Raw genomic sequence first — 21622 nt, 5'->3', positions numbered from 1 at the left:
CCTTATAAGCGCATTGGCATAACAACGTACATGGCTTCTTCGTCACCTGCACCTTCAATTAATGCACTACTATTTGAATCTGCAAGCGTAAATAAAACATCTTCAGTTTTCAGTGTATTTAACACATCAAGCACATAAGAAACATTAAAACCAATTTCTAAGTCATCGCCTTGGTAATTTACCTCAACCACTTCTTCAGCTTGTTCTTGCTCTGGGTTATTGGCGGTAATTTTTAATAGTCCATTCGATAAATTTAAACGTACGCCTCTAAACTTTTCGTTTGATAAAATAGATACACGTTGAAACGCACTGCGCAACCATTCACGATTTGCGGTAATGACTTTATCACCACCACGAGGTAATACTCGACGATAATCAGGAAAACGACCATCAACCAGCTTGCTGGTAAAAGTAAACTCAGTATCAATAATTCGAATATGGTTAGCGCCAAATTGAATGGTGACCAGTTCTTCGTCGGCAACCATTAGGCGCATAATTTCTTGCACACCTTTACGCGGGATAATTAACTGACGCTGGGTATTTAATGATTGCCCAAGTTGTTTCTGTGCAATCGCTAAACGGTGACCATCTGTTGCGACTGTTTTAATATCAGCATTATCAACTTCAAACGACATACCATTTAAGTAATAACGCACGTCTTGGTTAGCCATTGAAAAGTGAGTGCTTTCCAACAGCTTTCGTAATTCTAATCGAGTTAACTGAAACTCAACTTCACCATCCCACTGCTCTAAATTAGGAAAATCTTCAGCTGCAAGTGTTGTTAATGAAAAGCGGCTTTTGCCACTCGTTAACAGCAGTTGATGATCTTGGCTTGATAAAGTTAACTCACAGCCATCGGGTAAACTTTTACAAATATCGAGCAATTTTTTGGCTGGTAACGTTAGCTTTGTATCTTCAACATCGTCACCAACAAAGACGTTCGCGACTAGCTCAATTTCAAGATCAGTACCTGTCATGGCCAACTGACCATCTACGACCTCTAACAACACGTTAGATAAAATCGGCAAAGTGTGTTTGCGTTCTATAGCACCCGACACTTGCACTAAAGGTTTTAAAAATTGATCTCTTGGTATGGTTATTTGCATAATAAAGTCAGCCTTAAGATGACAATGTTCTTATTAGGTTTTGATAATCTTCTTTCACTTCGTGGCTTTCGTCACGTAGTGATTTAACTTTGCGACACGCATGTAATACGGTGGTGTGGTCACGACCACCAAACGCATCACCAATTTCAGGTAAACTGTGATTAGTGAGTTCTTTTGATAATGCCATAGCAACTTGACGCGGCCTTGCTATAGAGCGACTACGACGTTTTGAAAGTAAATCTGATACACGAATACGGTAATACTCCGCAACAGTGCGTTGAATATTATCAATAGTGACCAGCTTATCTTGCAAAGCAAGTAAATCACGTAGTGCTTCTTTTACAAAGTCGATTGAAATTGGGCGGCCAGTAAAATTAGCGTTGGCAATTACACGGTTAAGCGCACCTTCTAGCTCACGTACATTTGAACGCAGTTTTTTCGCAATGAAAAACGCCACTTCGTGCGGTAAATTAATTTTGCTCTGCTGCGCTTTTTTCATCAAAATAGCGACTCGAGTTTCAAGCTCTGGCGGCTCAATAGCAATGGTTAAACCCCAGCCAAAACGTGATTTAAGGCGGTCTTCAACCCCTTCAATCTCTTTTGGATAACGGTCTGAAGTTAAAATAATTTGTTGGTTACCTTCAAGTAATGCATTGAAAGTATGGAAAAATTCCTCTTGAGAACGCTCTTTGTTAGCAAAAAACTGAATATCATCGATCATTAATGCATCAACACTACGATAATAACGCTTAAATTCTTCAATGGCATTATTTTGCAGCGCTTTTACCATATCTTGTACAAACCGCTCTGAATGCATATACACGATTTTAGCATCTGGCTTATTCGCCATGATGCCATTACCTACCGCATGTAATAAGTGCGTTTTACCTAAGCCGGTTCCGCCATATATAAATACAGGGTTAAAAGCAGCACCAGGGTTATCTGCAACTTGTGTTGCTGCCGCTTTGGCTAGTTGGTTAGATTTACCCTCGACAAAACTATCAAAGGTATAGTTTTCTTTGATATTTGATTTATATCCGGACTTAGGCGCGGGTTCAACAGCTTGCTTAACCGCTTTAGGCGCTTGTTTAGCAGCAGGTTGATTTACGGGGGCTGCACTTTCTACTACTGGAGCGGCCATTTGTGTATTAAGAATCGGCTTACTGCCAACATCAAAACGCAACTCTGGCGCTTCGTCTTTACAGATCTCAACCAATAATTCGTTAATGCGATTAAGGTACTTCTCTCTTACCCAATCAAGCACAAAACGATTAGGCGCATAAATAGTAAGGGTATCTTCGGTACTTTCTGCTTGTAGTGGTCTTACCCACATACTGAACTGCTGCGAAGGCAGTTCATCTTGCAATACATATAAACAACTTTGCCAAACCGACAGATACACAGTTAAACTCCCAAAGATTTAGTTTTTATTCCCGGTCATATTAAAACAACCAAAAATCATACTTTAATTACTATTATTTAGGCAATTTATTAACCCAAGACCGAGTATTATGAAGGTACTTTATCCACAAGTACAAGATTGATTTTTTTGAAAAATATGATCTCGGCCATAAAAAACAGTAACAAGTTGATTTTAAACAAATAATATTTTTAATACTAATGAGTGATCATAACAAAAAAGACACTAGATCGCGATTGAAATATATGATCTAATTTACTTACCCCAAGCTTTTATGCACTTTTTATACAGAGGCTGTGGAAAACTCTATATTAATGATGATCCTATAAGATCCCATAATAAGATCCTTTATAATTAAAGTGTTTGCGCTGTAATTATGATTGACTTTTGCTGCCTTCCTCTATAATATCTCGCGCTCGCAATGGCACCTGTGCCAGGATCGCGACCTGCATAGGATGTTTTAACCTTTAACCGATCGGATGGAATTGTTATGAAAAGAACTTTTCAACCTAGCGTTTTAAAACGCAAACGTGCTCACGGTTTCCGTGCTCGCATGGCAACTGTAAATGGCCGTAAAGTATTAGCTCGTCGCCGCGCTAAAGGCCGTAAAGTTCTTTCTGCTTAATATAAGTGGAAGACTTTAACTTTGGCAGGGAGTTACGTCTGTTAACTCCCTCGCATTACTCTCGCATATTTAATGAACCCGCTCGGGCTGCAACTCCTTTTTTTACCTTATTAGCAAAACCTAATGACCAAGCAAAACCTCGCTTAGGCCTTACAGTTGCTAAAAAACGAGTTAAAAAAGCCTGCCAACGTAACCGTATTAAACGTCTTGCTCGCGAAAGTTTTCGTTTAAATCAGCACACCATTGATAATATCGATATTGTGTTAATGGTTAAAAGTGGCATTGATGAACAGTCAAACGAAGAGCTCACTAAACAATTAACTAAATTGTGGCGTAAAATTAATGAACGCTGCAAACCTGGCGCACCTAAGCCTCCACCATTTAAAAAGCGCCCTAACAAATCGGCTAAATCCAATAAACAAAGCCAATAGCAATAGAATTATACAGTTAATTAAGGTATCTTTAGCTCACCTTTTAATCATGCATTTAAAATTCCGTTTCGGGTGTTTAAATTCATGGTATCAACCCACTAAATCTACACAGAGGATAGAACATCATGAGGTTACTTAAACCACTTGTTGCTTTTCCAAAGTTCTTTTTAGTGTTATTAATTCGCGGTTATCAAAAGTGGATTAGCCCACTGTTAGGCCCGCATTGTCGTTTTAATCCCACCTGCTCAAGTTATGCTATTCAAGCAATTAATTTGCACGGATCAGTAAAAGGCAGTTGGTTAGCGCTCAAACGCATATTAAAATGTCACCCTTTACATTCAGGCGGAGACGACCCCGTACCTGAAAAAACAACCCATATTAACCACCAACACGAGAAATAAGAGCTGTTATGGAATCGCAACGCACGTTTTTATTCATCGGTTTGATGCTTGTATCGTTTTTATTGTTCCAAGAATGGAATAACGACTACAACGCACCTAAAGCCGATCCTAGTGCCAACACACAAACACTACAATCTAACTCACCTGATTCTGATGATTATGTACCTTCATCTACAGATGGTGATTTACCAACTGCAGCAACCAGTGCAAAACGTTCAGTAATCGAAGTTACAACAGACGTATTCACTGTAAAAATTGATACCCGCGGTGGTGATATTGTTGAATCAGACCTACTCCAATATGAAGAAGTAAAAGGTGAAGAAACACCATTTATGCTTTTAGGTGAGTTTGATGGCAATCAATACTTCTCACAAAGTGGCTTAATTGGTTTAAATGGCCCTGACGCTTCAAAAGAAGGTCGCCCAGTTTACAGCACTGAACAAAAAAGCTTTACCCTTGAGGGTGATGAACTTCGTGTTCCTTTAACGTTTACTGATAGCAAAGGTGTTACGTTTACTAAAACCTATGTATTCAAAAAAGGTCAGTACGATGTTGCTCTAGAATACAACGTAAACAACGCCACAGCTGAGCCGATTCAAGTACAGCTTTACACACAAATTAAGCGTACAGTTCAAGAAAAAGGCAACTTAGTTGACCAAAACTACTTAGGTGCTGCTTACGGCTCTAGCGAAGAAAAATATGAAAAGTATAGCTTTTCAGACATGGCTGATAAAAACCTAAGTATCAATACCCAAGGTGGTTATGTTGCCTTTATTCAGCATTACTTTGTAAGTGCTTGGGTACCTGAACAAGAACAACAAAACACCCTTTACAGTTTAATCGCATCAGGTAATGCTGCCATCATAGGTACTAAAGGTGAGCCGGTAAATATTCAAGCTAACCAACAAACTACCATTGGTGCAACGTACTACATGGGCCCGAAAGAGTCTGATACATTAGAAGCGATTCACCCTAACCTAGATTTAACAGTGGATTACGGTTGGTTATGGTTTATCTCACAACCATTATTTGTATTACTAAAATGGTTGTACGGTATTTTAGGTAACTGGGGTCTAGCGATTATCGCTATTACAGTTATTATAAAATCACTAATGTACCCACTTACTAAAGCACAATACACCTCAATGGCGAAGATGCGTGCGCTACAGCCTAAAATGGCTGCACTTAAAGAAAAGTATGGTGATGACCGTCAAAAATTCGGTCAAGCAACGATGGAAATGTACCGCAAAGAAAAAGTTAACCCTATGGGTGGCTGCTTCCCTATTTTGCTACAGATGCCAATCTTCTTAGGTTTGTTCTATGTATTCTTAGAATCAACAGAACTACGTCATGCTGAATTTATATTTTGGTTAACTGACTTATCAGCGAAAGACCCATACTTCATCCTGCCAATATTATTTGGTGCAAGTATGTTTATTACCCAAAAGCTACAACCAATGACAGTGACTGATCCGATGCAGCAAAAGATGATGACTTACATGCCTGTAATCTTCTCTGTGTTCTTCTTATGGTTCCAGTCTGGCCTAGTACTTTACTGGTTAGTGTCTAACCTTATTTCAATCGCGCAAATGCTCTATATTTACCGCGGAATGGAAAAGCAAGGAATAAAAGTAAGGGGCTAACAAACCTTATTACTGAAAAAGGCGACTTAGGTCGCCTTTTTTATTGCCTGTTTTTCAGCACAGCTATTCGCTACAAATAAATCCATAGGTTACAATACGCACATATCGTTATTCATTTAGTTGGCAAATTATTAGCATGATCAATCAAGATACAATTGCAGCCCAAGCAACCGCGCCAGGACGTGGTGGTGTAGGTATTATTCGCGTTTCAGGTAGCTTAGCAAAAAGTGTTGCAGAGCAAATTATTGGTCGTTGCCCTAAAGTACGCTATGCCGACTATGTGCCGTTTAACAGCCTTGCAGGTAAACAGCTTGATCAAGGTATTGCTATTTTCTTTGCGGGCCCTAACTCATTTACCGGCGAAGATGTACTTGAGTTACAAGGCCACGGTGGCCCGGTAGTGCTAGATATGCTATTAAAAGAAATAAGCCAGATAGACGGCGTACGACTTGCTAAGCCGGGTGAATTTTCAGAACGTGCCTTCATGAACGATAAAATGGATTTAACCCAAGCTGAGGCCATTGCTGATTTAATAAATGCAACCAGTGAGCAAGCAGCTAAAAGCGCCTTACAATCGCTTCAAGGTGAATTTTCAAAGCATATTGAGACGCTCGTAGAAAAAGTAATTCACCTGCGTATGTACGTTGAAGCAGCCATTGATTTTCCTGATGAAGAAATCGACTTTCTATCAGACGGTAAAGTCTCAGGTGATTTAAATGCCATAATAGAGCAGCTTTACAATGTCACCAATCAAGCCAAACAAGGCAGTATTATGCGCGAAGGTATGCGTGTTGTTATTGCTGGGCGCCCTAATGCAGGTAAATCAAGCTTACTTAATGCCTTAGCAGGTAGAGAAGCCGCCATTGTCACTGAGATTGCCGGCACAACGCGTGACGTACTGAGAGAACATATCCACATTGATGGTATGCCACTACATATTATTGACACCGCCGGCCTACGTGAAAGCCCAGACCGAGTCGAACAAATCGGTATTGAGCGTGCCTGGGATGAAATAAACCAAGCTGACCGAGTGTTATTTATGCTCGATGGTACAGACACCACAGATACCGACCCACATGCAATTTGGCCGGAGTTTATGGCTAAGCTTCCAGACGGTATGGGGGTGACGGTGATCCGAAATAAGGCTGATTTATCAGGCGATGAAGTAGGTATGAGTGAAAACCAGCAATATCCTGTGATAAGTCTCAGTGCTAAAAATGCTGATGGTATAGAGTTAGTTCGTACTCACTTAAAGGCATGTATAGGGTTTGATGGCGCAACGGAAGGTGGTTTTATGGCACGTCGTCGTCATTTAGATGCATTAGACAATGCCGCCCATCATTTGCATACAGGTAAAGACCAATTAGAGATGCATATTGCTGGTGAAATCTTAGCAGAAGAGCTGCGTTTAACGCAGCATTACCTCAATGAGATTACTGGCGAATTTACTTCTGATGACCTGCTCGGAAAAATATTTAGCTCATTCTGTATCGGTAAATAACAAGGTAAACCAACACCTAAATTAAGTTAATAACCTAATTTATTGATAAATTTAATAGCTTTTAAGTCTTTCTTTAGTTTCATAATATGGGCCTCGAATGGCCCATCGACCTCTTTGTCATAACCATTACTGATCCACCAAATAGGAAATTATTAAGGTTCGAAAGTAAAAGAGCCGATGAGCACCCTACCAAGTCTATTTTAATAAAGAAGATTAGATTAGGGAAACAGATAAATATAGGCTTATTTACCTTCCCGCTTTATTTGAAAAGCCAGTTGTATCCAGAATATGTGAAAACATCGAGTGCTTGCCCCTCAGAGCGCAGCATACCTCTAGAATAACCTTCACTACGCAGAGAAAAGTCAGTCAAGCTAGAAATAGCCCGAAGGGTTGCGAAGCAAAGGGGTCCCGCTTGCGGGGTTCTGATTTATGGCTTTACAGGATTTGAAAGGAGTGGTTACACATATAGATATGTGTAGACCACTAATTCAACTAATAATTTACGTTCGCTTTTCTCATTTTTTATAGTTGTAAAGGTACTTGCTGATCAATTACCAGATCTGATACTTCCCAGTTATAAGCATCCATCAAATTAATCATTTCATTATATACAGGCTGCTCTTTGTCAATGTCTCGGATTGTAAGTAGTAAAGTGAACGGGATTTGAACCCCCTTTGCCTCGTAGCCGTCTCGATCTAAAACCTTAATTCTTAAACGCCAATTTTCAATATTGACACCTCTAGGGAAGCTCTTCTGATAAACTTTTATTGGTGACCACTTGTCACCGTTTTTCACTAAGTCTTCTTCATACAAATGGGAGTCATTTTTTGGAGGTATTCTAGAAGTAAACTTTCCTTCCTTGTCTATTTCACCAAATCCAACTTTTACATCTAACTGGCAGTATTCAAATGCCTGATTTGGATCAAGGTCAGGTTGATATACTAGCGTCATAAAAAATTCACCTCTAACCTTTCCATCTTCAGTCCTAAGACAATCAGGTATAGGAAATGGTAGTTTCTCAACTTCGAAACTTTTTTGAGCATGCCCCTCGAAAGCTAATGTTGTTTCATAGTCGGCAACACTTAAGATCTCTGTAATATCTTGTGGGAGTCCCCATCCATAGTATGGGCGATGTTCATCAATTACGTTACAGCCAAATGATTTATTCGCATTATGTATAAGAAGCGCTTTAACCAAATTAGGCGTAGCGCGCTCTCCAAGTTCTTGGAATAAATTTGCAGCTAGGCTAGATATGATAGGTGTTGCATAACTCGTCCCTATATCGTTTCGTTTATTGCCATAAGGGCATATAGAATTCACGCCTAGTGCTATTGGATTGCCACCCACAACTAATTGATTACCACCAAAGTGAACTAAGTCCGGTTTCTGCACATAATTTGATACGGGACCTTTTCTGGAAAATGGTGATGGTTCCTCATTTTTAACAACACCGTCTACATGTGCAATTGAGCCTATTGTTAAACCTCTAACTGAATCGCCCGGACTAGAAACACCATCGTTTAATTTAGTCGTAGGAGGCCATACTCTTGGTGAATCACAATAGTTTCCAGCTGCAATAATACATAAGCAGTTATATTTATCTTGAAACTCATCTAACATTAATGCCATAGCCGATATCTCAGTCTGAGATACAGGTTCACTGGTGCCTAATGATAAATTCCAGACCTTAATTTCAGGGTGTTCTTCAGCCGTTTCATACATAGAATTCACTATGTTATAAATGTCACCAACATTATTACCAAGTACTTCTACACTGACGACTTTTGATTGGCATGTAGGAAATCTAGGGTCTTGATTGAATAAGTAACTGTTAGTAATCATACCGCTAACAAATGTACCATGATTTAAATCCCTTAAGGCTTCAGGAACGGTCTTCTTTTGGCTTATTACCCAATCAGTTAACGGAGCACAATTCTGACTTACGCCACTATCAACGACCCCTACTACAGGGTAATTTACTAAAGGGTCAGGGGATTTAATATCTGCGGGTGAAGGTGTAACACCAGAGTTTTCCATTGGTTGAATAATAATACTATTAGATACAATGGCACTTTGAACTGTTACGATATTAGGAAGTTTCTCTAACAAACGCTCTACATTTGAGCTTACTTTATATAATCTTACAGATTCAGAGCGATGCTTTTCCCATTCACATTCAAGGTGATTTAGTGTCAATTCAAAATCTGCATCTACTTTTTGATTTAGCTTTTCTGCAGAATACCGAAACAAACGAACGATAATTCCATCACTTTTGTCTTCAGGGACTGAGATTGGAGCCGTATATGCTTTGATTGTTTTTATTGCAGACAAAGCTTTAATACCGTTCTTAGTATTAATGCTATATATTTCTCCCTCGAGCTTATTTAAACCAGAACTATGTACCTCAATCAACATATTCCCATAACCAGCATCCCCAAAAAAAGGGCATGTTCGTTCGTTGAATATATCTGTTGGCCGATGAGACTTTGCAATAGCATTATCTTCTAGCTCTACTACAGCAGTACATACATCTAAATTACTTGATGATAGGCTCTTTTTTATTGAAGTAAGTGAACTAACTAACTCTTCTCTAAAATCATCACTAACTTTTTTTAAAGGAGCGTTACTACCTCCACCATTTACTTCTGGTTGGTAGTAGTCTTCAGCTGAAAACTCAACATGCTTTATCGGATTTTTCCCTTTACTCATTATTTGTTTTCCTTAAGTAATTTGCTGATGTAACTAGGAGAAACCCCCCACAGTTCAGCTAATAGTTTTCCAGTAAATATACTTGGGTTAACAGCTTTTAATCTAGGTATTGAGGTCTGCTTCGATTCTAGATCATTAAAGTTTAACCATATGTGGCTCACCATAAGTAGCTCTTTCAATAATCCTAAATACGAGGGAAGCTCATCATTTATTACTACATGCCTCAAATACTCAAATGCAGCTATTTCAATCTCAGCACCAGTCATACCTTCTGAAGCTTTAACACAAATATCAAATACGCCCATGTCGATATCAAAATTTTGAAATATTGATTCAATTAACCTTCTTCTTTCCCTCTCTTTTGGAGGTATTAATTCAAGTTTGTAATGAAAGCGCCTTCCTACTGCTGGATCTAGCAAATGAACGTGATTAGTTGCAGCAACCAAAACAGTATCACCCAAATTATCTATATTTTGTAATAGACTCACGACTACACGCTTTAACTCACCAATCTCATTTTTGTCGTCTCGAGCTTTGGCAATAGCATCAAACTCATCAAGAAATAGAACACAAGGCTCATTTTGAGCATATTCTAATAATAAACGAATGTTTTTAGATGTAGAGCCCAAATAAGATGATATCAAGGCATCAGCTCTTGCAGTAACTAATGGAAGATCAAGTTTTGCAGCCAGAAAATTAGCTAGTTTGCTCTTACCTGTTCCTGGTTGGCCGTGTAGTAAAAGAGTTGGGTTTAATGGAATTCCAACAGCTTTTAACTTGTCCTTTTTATGCAGATACTCAATAAATGCATCTACTGTTTTTTCATTCTCATTAGAAAGAAAAACGAGTGAATCTTCAATGCTTGGTGTTGTTTTATCAGCTAAGGAAAATCTATTATCTTTTTCAACAGGAACAGGCCTGTCTAACTTAGTTAACGAAAATGATGCTGCTTTAGTTTTAGCTGTAAGGCTAGAGATATTATCACTTAATCCCTTTGCAGCTAACTTTTCACCTTCTTTGGATAGCTTTTCGATCAACTGTTGAGTGTAAGCTGTAACCAAAACTTTATCTTCACTCATTGCGCCACGAACGATATGAGATATTTCATTAAAATACTTCATTATTAACCAGAACAAGAAATTAATTAACTTATTGTACAACAAAATAAACCAATATTCCTCTTAAATAAACATACATATAAAATAAAAGTAAGTTTATAGGCTACTTTCACTTGAGTCGTCCGTCGAGGCCACAGCTCATGATGCCTCGACACCCAATCCGCCTTAAAAAGGTGTTGCAACCTCTGATCACTGTGATAATTTTAATATTGAACTCGCTCGAAATGAGCATCAAAAAAAGGGCGTATTTCACTGCCCGCAACACTTTTCTGGGAGCTGCATTCGCAGCATTATGGATCACACGACCACCCCCTATAAACAACACAAATATAAACCACTGTAGTTCGCGCTGTATTTCAACAGAAATCACACAGCTCAGCTTTGTTGCTTTAGACCCGTTAGCTTTTTTAAACTCACAAGGAAGGTAAAATGAACAAATGAGGGTATCGTTTTTAACAACTGATAAGCTGGTGGAAAAGTATTACAGGAGAAGATTGCACTAGCTCGTGCAAAGAAAATGGTGAACAAAGTTCGTGTCAGTATCTTTAAATCAACATGGATTAGCACAATTTTTGCTAATACATGCGAAGCTGTTACCTGAAAACTATAAAAAACTTACACTCAAAAAGCCAAAAACAACCAATTAATACTGCTTTAGATCTCGATCTGTAAAATTTGTTATCCACAATTGCTGCTGATCGAGCCTTATTTAGCTGAACGAGGAATAAATAACTAATTAATTTTAGCTACGCCCCTCGGGTTTGTTCAATAAAACCACAAAAATGCACTTAATTTGTAATTTTAAGTCGATTACTAATAAATTTTCAGTTTTATTAAAATCCATAGCCTAACAAAATGATCGTTATCAACAAGCTTTCTATCCACAATCAAATATAGAGCGTCAAAGCACTTAAAAAATCGTAATTAAGATTAACGACGAAATTAAAGATCAAAAGCTTAGGCCATATAACTGGCAATAACATAATTAAAGAACAGAGCTTTCTTACTATTTATCAACAGCTTGATCATAAGATTACAATTAGGAATATATTATTTTATATAACAAAATCATAAACTTAATGCATCATTAATTTTGTTGTATAGTTTTACACCATAAAAACTTATACAAAGATCGATTATCTACTTTACTGCACAATAAACTTGTTTATCATAACCATCAAATCTAGCAGGAAAGCGATCAAGAAAAACATGTATTCAGTAAACATTATTATCGGTAGTCAAATGGGATCTGCAGAATATGTAGGTGAACAACTAGCCGAGCAGTTAATATCGCAAGGGATCACCACTGAAGTACATGATCAACCTGACTTTTCACAAATAGATCAAGCAAACACTATTTGGCTATTATGCACCTCAACATATGGTGCGGGTGACTACCCTGAAAACCTATTACCCTTTATTAATGATCTTAACCAAGTTGATGATCTAAAAGGACTAAAATTCAGTGTTATTGGTCTCGGTGATACCAGTTACGATACCTACAACCTAGCTGGTCGTAATTTAGAACAACTACTTATAAGTAAAGGAGCTGAGTGTACAGCAGCAAGGTTAGAACTGAATATTTTGGATGAAGAGCTACCAGAAGACACTGCTTTAGCCTGGTTACCTGAGTGGATCGAAATAAACAACCTTAAAACACAGTGATCTAATATAAGTCCACCAGCTAAAGTTATACACAATTTATCTATAATTTAGATCGGATTGTGGATAAGCTATGATCTAATTGCGTTTTAAAGGGGTGTTATCCATTGGATAAGATCCGAAGTTAAACCCCCTGTGCATAAATAGCCTTTTTGATCAGAGCTTATATCTACCTTGATCCGATCATATAAACACCTTTAGATCGGATCTAACTTCATGTTTTTAATTATAAACTAAACCTTATCAACAGAAATGGCGATCACTAGTAGTAATAGAAATAAAAGATCTCTTTAAAAGATCCTTTATATTATTAGAGATCACTTACTTAGATCTTGGCGAGAGTTTAATCATTTATCTTCTGTCAATTTATAGGTAGAATACGTTCCCCTTGGTAGTTTGCTGGTTGATTTAAGTAGGATCCTGAAATGATTTTTCACGAAAATTTTGATGTTATTGTTGTTGGTGGTGGACACGCTGGTACAGAAGCTGCGCTTGCTGCTGCACGAATGGGTATGAGCACCCTGCTGCTAACTCACAATATGGATACTCTTGGTCAAATGTCATGTAACCCAGCAATCGGTGGGATTGGCAAAGGTCACCTGGTAAAAGAAATTGATGCTCTAGGTGGCGCAATGGCGCAAGCTATTGATAAAGGTGGGATCCAATTTCGTACATTAAATTCATCTAAAGGCCCTGCTGGTTCGTGCAACTCGTGCACAAGCTGATCGCGCTCTTTATAAAGCTGCTATCCAAGATATTTTACAAAACCAAGCTAACTTAAAGATCTTTCAACAATCGTGTGATGATCTTATTGTTGAAAATAATCAAGTTAAAGGTGTAGTTACCCAAATGGGATTACGCTTTAGCGCGCCTTCTGTTGTATTGACCGTTGGTACTTTCCTTGGTGGTCAAATTCATATTGGCCTTGAGAATTTTAAAGGTGGCAGAGCTGGTGATCCACCTTCAATTGCATTAGCCGATCGCTTACGTGAGCTACCATTTCGTGTTGATCGTTTAAAAACGGGTACTCCACCACGTATTGATGCGCGTACAGTTGACTTTAGCAAAATGCAAGAGCAACCAGGGGATGCGCCTACACCGGTATTTTCATTTTTAGGAAAGCAATCAGATCATCCGCAACAGATCCCATGCTATATCACCTATACCAATGAAAAAACGCATGATGTGATCCGCAATAATTTACATCGTTCACCTATGTATTCAGGTGTGATCGAAGGTATTGGCCCACGTTACTGCCCTTCTATAGAAGATAAAATTGTTCGTTTTGCAGATAAAGACAAGCACCAAATCTTTGTTGAGCCTGAAGGCCTTACTTCTTACGAGCTTTATCCAAACGGTATTTCAACAAGCTTGCCTTTTGATGTACAACTAGAGATTGTGCAATCCATTGCCGGTTTTGAAGATGCTCATATTTGTCGTCCGGGCTATGCTATTGAATATGATTTTTTTGATCCTCGTGATTTAAAAAAATCGCTCGAAACTAAATTTATTGATGGTTTATTCTTTGCTGGCCAAATCAATGGCACCACAGGTTATGAAGAAGCCGGTGCACAAGGATTAATAGCCGGCATGAATGCGGCATTACAAGTTCAAGGTAAAGAGCCTTGGACACCACGTCGTGACGAAGCCTATGTGGGTGTACTTATTGATGACTTAACAACACTCGGTACTAAAGAACCATACCGTATGTTTACTAGTCGCGCTGAGTACCGTTTATTACTACGTGAAGATAATGCTGATATTCGTTTGACTGCAAAAGGTCGTGAGTTAGGTCTTGTTAATGACGAGCGTTGGCAGTCATTTAATGAAAAAATGGATGTGATCGCCAAAGAATCACAACGTATAAAAGAAACCTGGATCCACAAAGATCACGCTGTTATTGATCAAGTAAACAGTTTGCTTAAAACACCTTTAGTGCGTGAAGCTAGTTTAGAAGATCTTCTGCGTCGTCCTGAAATTCGTTATAACGATCTTATGGCTATTGATGGCCTCGGATCTGAGTTTGATAATGCACTGGCACTTGAGCAAGTTGAGATCCATACTAAATATGCAGGCTACATTGCACGCCAGCAAGATGAGATCAACAAACAACTGCGTCATGAAGAAACTGTATTGCCAAAAGATTATGATTATTCGACTGTTTCGGGGTTATCAAATGAAGTTGTTGCTAAGTTAACAGAGGCGCGTCCGGATACCATTGGCCAAGCATCGCGTATTTCTGGTATCACCCCTGCAGCTATTTCGCTATTATTAGTGTATCTAAAGAAGCAAGGCTTGTTACGTAAAATTGCGTAATAATTAAGGAATACTGTGTTACAGCAACAATTGACCTCTTTGTTAGCGCAAACTGATATTGCGCTAACCGAAAAACAACAGCAACAACTTGTTCAATATGTTGAGCTACTTAACAAATGGAACAAAGCATATAACTTAACCTCAGTGCGAATGCCTGAAGAAATGATGATAAAACACATCATGGATAGCTTAGTTGTTGCACCTCACCTACCCGGTCATCATTATATTGATGTTGGAACGGGCCCTGGCTTACCTGGTATTGTATTAGCAATTGCGTTACCTGATACTCAGTTTGTGTTATTAGATAGCTTAGGCAAACGCGTACGTTTTTTAATGCAAGTTAAACATGAGTTAGGCCTTAAAAATGTAACCCCAGTTCAGTCTAGAGTTGAAGAATATCAACCAAGTGTTAGATTAGATGGTGTTTTAAGCCGCGCATTTGCTTCATTACAAGATATGGTTGACTGGTGTTCGCACTTGATTGATCATTCAGGTAAATTTATAGCATTAAAAGGTGTTTTTCCTAGTGACGAGCTAGAATCATTACCTGCTGGCATTAAATTTGAGCAAAAAATAGCATTGGAAGTTCCAGAGTTAGATGCACAAAGACATTTAATTATTCTTTCTAAAGACTAGGGATCAGAGCACTGTGGCAAAAGTCATCGCAATAGCAAATCAAAAAGGCGGCGTGGGTAAAACCACTACAGCTGTAAATTTAGCAGCTTCAATGGCGGCAACAAAACGCAAAGTGCTATTAATCGATTTAGATCCGCAAGGTAACGCAACCATGGGTAGCGGTATCGATAAATACAGTGATGTTGCCACTATCTATGACTTATTAATCGAAGATAAGCCGATTGATGATGTTGTCTGTAAAGAAACATCAGGCGAGTATCATTTAATCGCCGCGAATGGTGATGTGACTGCGGCTGAAGTTAAATTAATGGAATTGTTTGCTCGCGAAGTCCGTTTGCGAAATGCACTTGAAAAAATATCAGATCAATACGAGTTTATCTTTATAGACTGCCCACCTTCATTAAACATGTTGACCGTTAATGCAATGGCCGCTGCTGACTCTATTTTAGTGCCTATGCAGTGTGAGTATTATGCTCTTGAAGGTTTAACCGCTTTAATGGATACCATCACCCAATTAGCAAAACTGGTAAACCCTAAATTACAAATTGAAGGTATTTTGCGCACTATGTATGATCCGCGAAATCGTTTAGCTAATGATGTATCTGAGCAATTAAAACAACACTTTGGTGATAAAGTATACCGTACAGTGATCCCTCGTAATGTTCGTTTAGCTGAAGCCCCTAGTTTTGGTGCTCCAGCCATGTATTATGACCGGGCATCAAGTGGCGCTAAAGCCTATTTAGCACTTGCCGGTGAAATGTTACGCAGAAAAGAAAAAACATCTCCTATTGTCGCCTAACTTTGAGGTAAAAAAATAACATGTCTGCTAAAAAACGCGGTTTAGGCCGAGGACTCGATGCTTTACTTAGTTCATCAAAACCAGCACCAAACCAAACAGAAAGTGTTCAAGATAGTGTGCCTACGGTGGATACAGCTGCCTTAGAACAGCCAAAAAGTGAATTACAAAAGTTAGCTATTGAGTTTTTACATTCGGGTAAATACCAGCCGCGTAAAGATATGTCAGAAGAAGCGCTGGAAGAATTAGCAAGCTCGATTCGATCGCAAGGTATTATTCAACCAATTGTTGTTCGCCCTATTGCACAAAATAGTTACGAAATTATCGCTGGTGAGCGACGCTGGCGTGCAGCGCAACTTGCTAAGCTTGAGTTTGTACCCTGTATTATTAAAGACGTACCAGATGAAGCGGCTGTAGCCATTGCACTGATTGAGAATATTCAGCGAGAAGATTTAAATGCCATGGAAGAAGCCATTGCATTAAACCGCTTACTCAACGAATTTGAATTAACTCATCAACAAGTGGCTGATGCTGTAGGTAAATCACGTACAACAGTGACCAATTTACTGCGTTTAAATAATTTAAATGACGATGTTAAAATATTGTTAGAACATGGTGATATAGAAATGGGCCATGCACGTTGTTTATTAGCCCTAGAAGGTGAACCTCAATCAGACGCTGCTCGATTGGCAGTTGCTAAAGCATTAACGGTACGCGAAACTGAAAAATTAGTCCGTTCAATTTTAGAGCCTGCGCCTAAAAAAGAAATTGTAGAAAAAGATCCAGATGTCAAACAGTTAGAACTGCAATTAGCAGATAACTTAGGCGCAAAAGTGGAAATTAACTACAACAAAAAAGGTAAAGGTAACTTGGTTATTTCTTACACTAACCTTGATGAGTTAGACGGGATTTTAAACCGTATAAACCAAGACTATTCCCAGCATTAATTAATATCATGTCCAAAATGAGACAATTGTCTCATTTTTTGCACCACAATACACCGACTCAAGTTGCAAAACTGGTAGGATTCAGTATAATTTCGCCAGTTTTCATACCCTGACAAATAGAACGCTAATAAGGTTAACTAAACGTGACTAATAAGTTAGCAGCGCCTTATCAATTGGCTGCATTTAAATTAATCTGTTTGCAAGGTAGTGTAGCATTGGTTGCTGCCATAATTGTTTTCATCGGTTGGGGAGTAGAAGCCGGGCTCTCAGCATTAGCTGGAGGCGCTGTAGCAGTACTTCCCCACTGTGTATTTGCCATCTATGCATTCAGGTATATGGGTGCAAGTAAGGTAAATCAAGCGTATTCCTCGCTAAAACGAGGCAACGCACTAAAATTTTTGCTGACAATCATATTGTTTGCACTAGTACTTAAGCATTTTTCGGTAATTTTATTACCTTTTTTTAGTATCTATGTACTGGTGTTATTAACTGGATTGTTCGCACCCGTTTTTTTTAAACATTAACTTTTGGGATATAACATGGCTGCAGAAGAAGTTACTCTATCTAGCCATATTCAGCACCACTTAACCAATGCTAAGATGTGCTCGACCGATGCTGGTCTTGCCTTCAATAAAGCATGTACGGACAGTGGTTTCTGGACATGGCATGTAGATACCCTCGCATGGTCTATCGGTTTAGGTCTTATATTTTTATGGATCTTCCGTAGTGCCGCTAAAAAATCAACACTGGGTGTACCAGGTAAATTTCAATGTTTTATTGAAATGATCGTAGAGTTCGTTGGCGACAACGTACGCGATACCTTCCACGGTAAGAGCAAGCTTATTGCACCATTAGCATTAACAATATTCGTGTGGATATTCTTAATGAACTTAATGGATTTAATACCAGTTGATTTTCTACCTGCATTTGCTGGTGTTGTTGGCGAAACTGCATTTGGTATGGATTCACACGACGTATACATGAAAATCGTACCTACTACTGACATCAACTTAACAGCTGCGTTAGCGCTAGGTGTTTTCTTATTGATGATCGGTTACTCAATTAAAATCAAAGGTATCGGTGGTTTTATTAAAGAACTAACACTTCACCCGTTTAGTTCAAACAATACAGCTATGCAGATTCTTTTAATCCCATTCAACCTATTACTAGAGCTTATAGCATTGGTTTCTAAGCCATTTTCACTGGCTCTGCGTTTGTTCGGTAACTTATATGCAGGTGAGTTAATCTTCATCCTTATAGGTGCTATAGGTTTAATGCAACTACCGTTGCACTTTGTGTGGGCTGTATTCCATATCTTGGTAATTGTATTGCAAGCATTCGTATTTATGATGCTAACAATCGTATACCTAAGCATGGCAAGTTCGGATAATCACTAATTACTATATTTACAATTTTACTTTTAACTTTAATTTACAATTGAAACTTTGGAGAAAAAAATGGAACTAATGATCGGTCTTAAGTATATCGCTGTAGCTTTACTTATCGGTTTTGGTGCAATCGGCACTGCAATCGGCTTCGGTAACATGGGTGGTAAATTCCTAGAAGCATGTGCACGTCAACCTGAACTTGCTCCTTCACTACAAGTTAAGATGTTCATCCTAGCTGGTCTAATCGATGCTGTAGCAATGATTGGTGTTGGTATCGCGATGGTATTGTTGTTCGTACTTTAATTTTATTTTTTGAACAGCTTACTATTTAAGGAGGAGCGGTTGTGAACTTAAACGCCACTCTTATCGGTGAATTAATTGCATTTACGGTGTTCGTACTTTTCTGTATGAAGTTCGTATGGCCACCACTAAACGGTGCAATTGAAGCTCGCCAAAAGAAAATCGAAGATGGTTTAGCTGCCTCTGATAGAGCCGAGAAAGACTTAGAACTAGCGCAACAGAAAGCTGCAGAACAGCTTAAAGATGCAAAGGCTCAAGCGGCAGATATCATTGAACAAGCTAAAAAGCGTGCCGTGCTAATTGTTGACGAAGAAACTGTTCGTGGTCAGCAAGAGCGTGAAAAAATTATTGCTCAAGGGCACTCTGAAATTGAATCAGAGCGTAACCGTGTGACAGAAGAGCTACGTAAGCAAGTAGCAACTCTGGCAGTGGTTGGCGCAGAAAGAATTTTAGAGCGCGAAATCAATCAAGCCGCACATAGTGACATCGTTGAAAAACTTGTCGCTGAGCTGTAATTAGGAGGGTATGAGCATGTCTGAATTGACTACTATCGCTCGCCCATACGCTAAAGCGGCTTTTGAACTTGCCGTTGAAAAAGGCGCTATTGATAGCTGGAATGACATGTTGTTCTTTGCTGGCCACGTTGCCAGCAATGAACAGGCATCTACCATTTTAGCTGGATTGCCTACTGCTACTGCACAAGCTGAGTTATTTATTAACTTATGTGGTGAGCAGCTCAACGAACAAGGTCAGAACCTAGTTAAGGTGATGGCTGAAAATGGACGTTTGATTGCACTACCTGAAGTTGCTCATTTATTTTCTGCTTTAAAAGCAGATTATGAAAAAAGAAATCGATATTGATGTGATTTCGGCAACACCTCTTGCTGCAGCGCAGCAAGAATCACTGGTAGCGGCACTTGAAAAACGTTTCGCACGCAAAGTTAAGCTGAATTGTAGTGAAGACGCTACAGTAGTTGGCGGCCTTATTATTAAGGCGGGTGACACTGTAATTGACGGCTCTTTACGCGGTAAATTAAATCGCTTAGCCACAACACTACAATCGTAATTGGGAAAAAGAGCATGCAACTTAATTCCACTGAAATTTCAGATCTGATCAAACAACGTATTGAGAAGTTCGAAGTTGTAAGTGAAGCTCGTAACGAAGGTACTATCGTATCTGTTACGGACGGTATCATCCGCATCCACGGTCTAGCTGACTGTATGCAAGGTGAGATGATTGAGCTTCCTGGCAACCGTTATGCTATCGCACTAAACCTTGAGCGTGACTCAATTGGTGCAGTAGTAATGGGTCCTTACGCTGACCTTACAGAAGGCGTAAAAGTATACACAACTGGTCGTATCTTAGAAGTTCCTGTTGGTGCGGGTCTACTTGGTCGTGTTGTTAACACACTAGGTGCTCCTATCGATGGTAAAGGCGCTTTAGATAACGACGGGTTTGAACCTGTAGAAAAAATTGCACCAGGTGTAATCGAGCGTCAATCAGTAGATGAGCCAGTACAAACTGGTTACAAATCTATCGATGCTATGATCCCAGTTGGTCGTGGTCAGCGTGAGCTTGTTATCGGTGACCGCCAAACAGGTAAAACTGCACTAGCAATCGATGCAATCATCAACCAAAAAGACACAGGCGTTAAGTGTGTGTACGTAGCGGTTGGTCAAAAAGCATCTACTATTGCTAATGTAGTACGTAAATTAGAAGAGCACGGTGCACTTGCAAATACTATCGTAGTTGTAGCATCTGCTTCTGAATCTGCGGCACTTCAGTACTTAGCACCGTTCTCGGGCTGTACTATGGGTGAATACTTCCGTGACCGTGGTGAAAACGCATTAATCGTATATGATGATTTATCTAAGCAAGCTGTTGCTTACCGTCAAATCTCATTGCTACTTAAGCGTCCACCAGGCCGTGAAGCATACCCAGGTGACGTATTCTACCTTCACTCGCGTCTTTTAGAGCGTGCATCACGTGTAAACACTGATTACGTTGAAAAGTTCACTAACGGTGAAGTGAAAGGTAAAACAGGTTCATTGACGGCATTGCCTATCATTGAAACTCAAGGCGGCGACGTTTCTGCGTTCGTACCGACAAACGTTATCTCTATCACCGATGGTCAGATCTTCTTAGAAACTGACTTATTCAACTCAGGTATCCGTCCGGCAGTAAATGCTGGTATCTCGGTATCGCGTGTTGGTGGTGCTGCACAAACTAAAATCGTTAAGAAACTAGGTGGCGGTATCCGTCTAGCCCTAGCTCAGTACCGTGAATTAGCTGCGTTCTCGCAGTTCGCGTCTGATCTTGATGATGCTACTCGTGCTCAACTTGAGCATGGTGAGCGTGTAACAGAGCTAATGAAGCAGAAACAGTACGCACCAATGTCTGTTGCTGAAATGTCTTTGTCGTTATTCGCAGCTGAGAAAGGTTACTTGCAAGATATCGAAATCTCAAAAATCATGGATTTCGAAGCGGCATTAATTTCTTTCGCAAATAGCACATACGCAGAGCTTATGGCTCAAATCAATGAAACTGGTAACTACAACGCCGAGATCGAAGCGCAGCTTAAAGAACTTCTAGAGAAGTGTAAGTCTACGCAAACTTGGTAAT

The 21622-nt window shown here is 39.3% G+C and carries 18 protein-coding genes and 2 pseudogenes; 16 read left to right on the top strand and 4 right to left on the bottom strand.

Annotation, left to right across the window (positions count from 1 at the left end):
* Positions 1 to 2: 2 nt before the first annotated feature.
* Both dnaN and dnaA read right to left on the bottom strand, forming a co-directional pair.
* Entirely contained in the window at positions 3 to 1106 is a 1104-nt protein-coding gene (gene dnaN, locus ACU8V8_RS16565) for a DNA polymerase III subunit beta (RefSeq protein WP_256829194.1), read from the bottom strand.
* 13 nt (positions 1107 to 1119) lie between these two features.
* Complete coding sequence (gene dnaA, locus ACU8V8_RS16560) at positions 1120 to 2508, bottom strand: chromosomal replication initiator protein DnaA (RefSeq protein ID WP_446888225.1); 1389 nt, start codon at positions 2506 to 2508, stop codon at positions 1120 to 1122.
* Between the two features lie 508 nt (positions 2509 to 3016).
* Between dnaA and rpmH the strand changes: the two genes are divergently transcribed.
* The 5 genes from rpmH to mnmE all read left to right on the top strand — a co-directional run bounded on the left by rpmH (position 3017) and on the right by mnmE (position 7127).
* Complete coding sequence (rpmH, locus tag ACU8V8_RS16555) at positions 3017 to 3151, top strand: 50S ribosomal protein L34 (protein ID WP_004335215.1); 135 nt, start codon at positions 3017 to 3019, stop codon at positions 3149 to 3151.
* A 5-nt stretch (positions 3152 to 3156) separates the two neighbouring features.
* Complete coding sequence (rnpA, locus tag ACU8V8_RS16550) at positions 3157 to 3582, top strand: ribonuclease P protein component (RefSeq protein ID WP_016710423.1); 426 nt, start codon at positions 3157 to 3159, stop codon at positions 3580 to 3582.
* A 125-nt stretch (positions 3583 to 3707) separates the two neighbouring features.
* A complete protein-coding gene (yidD, locus tag ACU8V8_RS16545; protein ID WP_192541280.1) occupies positions 3708 to 3983 on the top strand; it encodes a membrane protein insertion efficiency factor YidD in 276 nt (91 codons plus the stop codon).
* An 8-nt stretch (positions 3984 to 3991) separates the two neighbouring features.
* Positions 3992 to 5626: a membrane protein insertase YidC gene (gene yidC / locus ACU8V8_RS16540; RefSeq protein ID WP_446888224.1), complete on the top strand. Its 1635-nt coding sequence runs from the start codon at positions 3992 to 3994 to the stop codon at positions 5624 to 5626.
* Between the two features lie 136 nt (positions 5627 to 5762).
* Positions 5763 to 7127 carry a tRNA uridine-5-carboxymethylaminomethyl(34) synthesis GTPase MnmE gene (mnmE, locus tag ACU8V8_RS16535; RefSeq protein ID WP_192541272.1) on the top strand — a complete coding sequence of 455 codons (1365 nt, stop codon included), beginning with the start codon at positions 5763 to 5765 and terminating at the stop codon, positions 7125 to 7127.
* Positions 7128 to 7649: 522 nt separating this feature from the next.
* Here the strand turns inward: mnmE and ACU8V8_RS16530 are convergent.
* Both ACU8V8_RS16530 and ACU8V8_RS16525 read right to left on the bottom strand, forming a co-directional pair.
* A complete protein-coding gene (locus ACU8V8_RS16530; protein WP_446888223.1) occupies positions 7650 to 9836 on the bottom strand; it encodes a S8 family peptidase in 2187 nt (728 codons plus the stop codon).
* The gene (locus tag ACU8V8_RS16525; RefSeq protein WP_446888222.1) at positions 9836 to 10957 is read right to left on the bottom strand and encodes an AAA family ATPase; all 1122 of its coding nucleotides are present in this window, start codon (positions 10955 to 10957) and stop codon (positions 9836 to 9838) included. The genes ACU8V8_RS16530 and ACU8V8_RS16525 overlap by 1 nt, the downstream gene beginning before the upstream one ends.
* A gap of 1206 nt (positions 10958 to 12163) precedes the next feature.
* On the opposite strand from ACU8V8_RS16525, the gene ACU8V8_RS16520 reads away from it, so the two are divergent.
* The 11 genes and pseudogenes from ACU8V8_RS16520 (at position 12164) to atpA (ending at position 21621) form a co-directional block, all read left to right on the top strand.
* Complete coding sequence (locus ACU8V8_RS16520) at positions 12164 to 12619, top strand: flavodoxin domain-containing protein (protein ID WP_446888221.1); 456 nt, start codon at positions 12164 to 12166, stop codon at positions 12617 to 12619.
* Positions 12620 to 13041: 422 nt separating this feature from the next.
* Positions 13042 to 14932: pseudogene (gene mnmG / locus ACU8V8_RS16515) on the top strand (tRNA uridine-5-carboxymethylaminomethyl(34) synthesis enzyme MnmG).
* Positions 14933 to 14947: 15 nt separating this feature from the next.
* Positions 14948 to 15568, top strand: coding sequence for a 16S rRNA (guanine(527)-N(7))-methyltransferase RsmG (gene rsmG, locus ACU8V8_RS16510; RefSeq protein WP_087533914.1), 621 nt, complete (start codon positions 14948 to 14950; stop codon positions 15566 to 15568).
* A gap of 13 nt (positions 15569 to 15581) precedes the next feature.
* On the top strand, positions 15582 to 16367 hold the full coding sequence (locus tag ACU8V8_RS16505) for a ParA family protein (protein WP_087533915.1): 786 nt from the start codon (positions 15582 to 15584) through the stop codon (positions 16365 to 16367).
* Positions 16368 to 16387: 20 nt separating this feature from the next.
* Positions 16388 to 17311, top strand: a complete 924-nt coding sequence (locus ACU8V8_RS16500; RefSeq protein WP_446888220.1) for a ParB/RepB/Spo0J family partition protein — start codon at positions 16388 to 16390, stop codon at positions 17309 to 17311.
* Positions 17312 to 17454: 143 nt separating this feature from the next.
* Positions 17455 to 17835: an ATP synthase subunit I gene (locus ACU8V8_RS16495; RefSeq protein WP_446888219.1), complete on the top strand. Its 381-nt coding sequence runs from the start codon at positions 17455 to 17457 to the stop codon at positions 17833 to 17835.
* 15 nt (positions 17836 to 17850) lie between these two features.
* Complete coding sequence (gene atpB, locus ACU8V8_RS16490) at positions 17851 to 18708, top strand: F0F1 ATP synthase subunit A (RefSeq protein WP_087533918.1); 858 nt, start codon at positions 17851 to 17853, stop codon at positions 18706 to 18708.
* Positions 18709 to 18768: 60 nt separating this feature from the next.
* Positions 18769 to 19002: a F0F1 ATP synthase subunit C gene (gene atpE, locus ACU8V8_RS16485; RefSeq protein WP_010561330.1), complete on the top strand. Its 234-nt coding sequence runs from the start codon at positions 18769 to 18771 to the stop codon at positions 19000 to 19002.
* A 41-nt stretch (positions 19003 to 19043) separates the two neighbouring features.
* The gene (atpF, locus tag ACU8V8_RS16480) at positions 19044 to 19514 is read left to right on the top strand and encodes a F0F1 ATP synthase subunit B (RefSeq protein WP_446888218.1); all 471 of its coding nucleotides are present in this window, start codon (positions 19044 to 19046) and stop codon (positions 19512 to 19514) included.
* Positions 19515 to 19530: 16 nt separating this feature from the next.
* Positions 19531 to 20065: pseudogene (gene atpH / locus ACU8V8_RS16475) on the top strand (F0F1 ATP synthase subunit delta).
* A gap of 14 nt (positions 20066 to 20079) precedes the next feature.
* Complete coding sequence (gene atpA, locus ACU8V8_RS16470) at positions 20080 to 21621, top strand: F0F1 ATP synthase subunit alpha (protein WP_192541262.1); 1542 nt, start codon at positions 20080 to 20082, stop codon at positions 21619 to 21621.
* Position 21622: the final 1 nt, after the last annotated feature.

This window comes from Pseudoalteromonas sp. SaAl2, assembly GCF_052947895.1.
The sequence above is the reverse complement of the archived record's forward strand: the minus strand, read 5'-3'. Positions and strand labels throughout refer to the sequence as shown.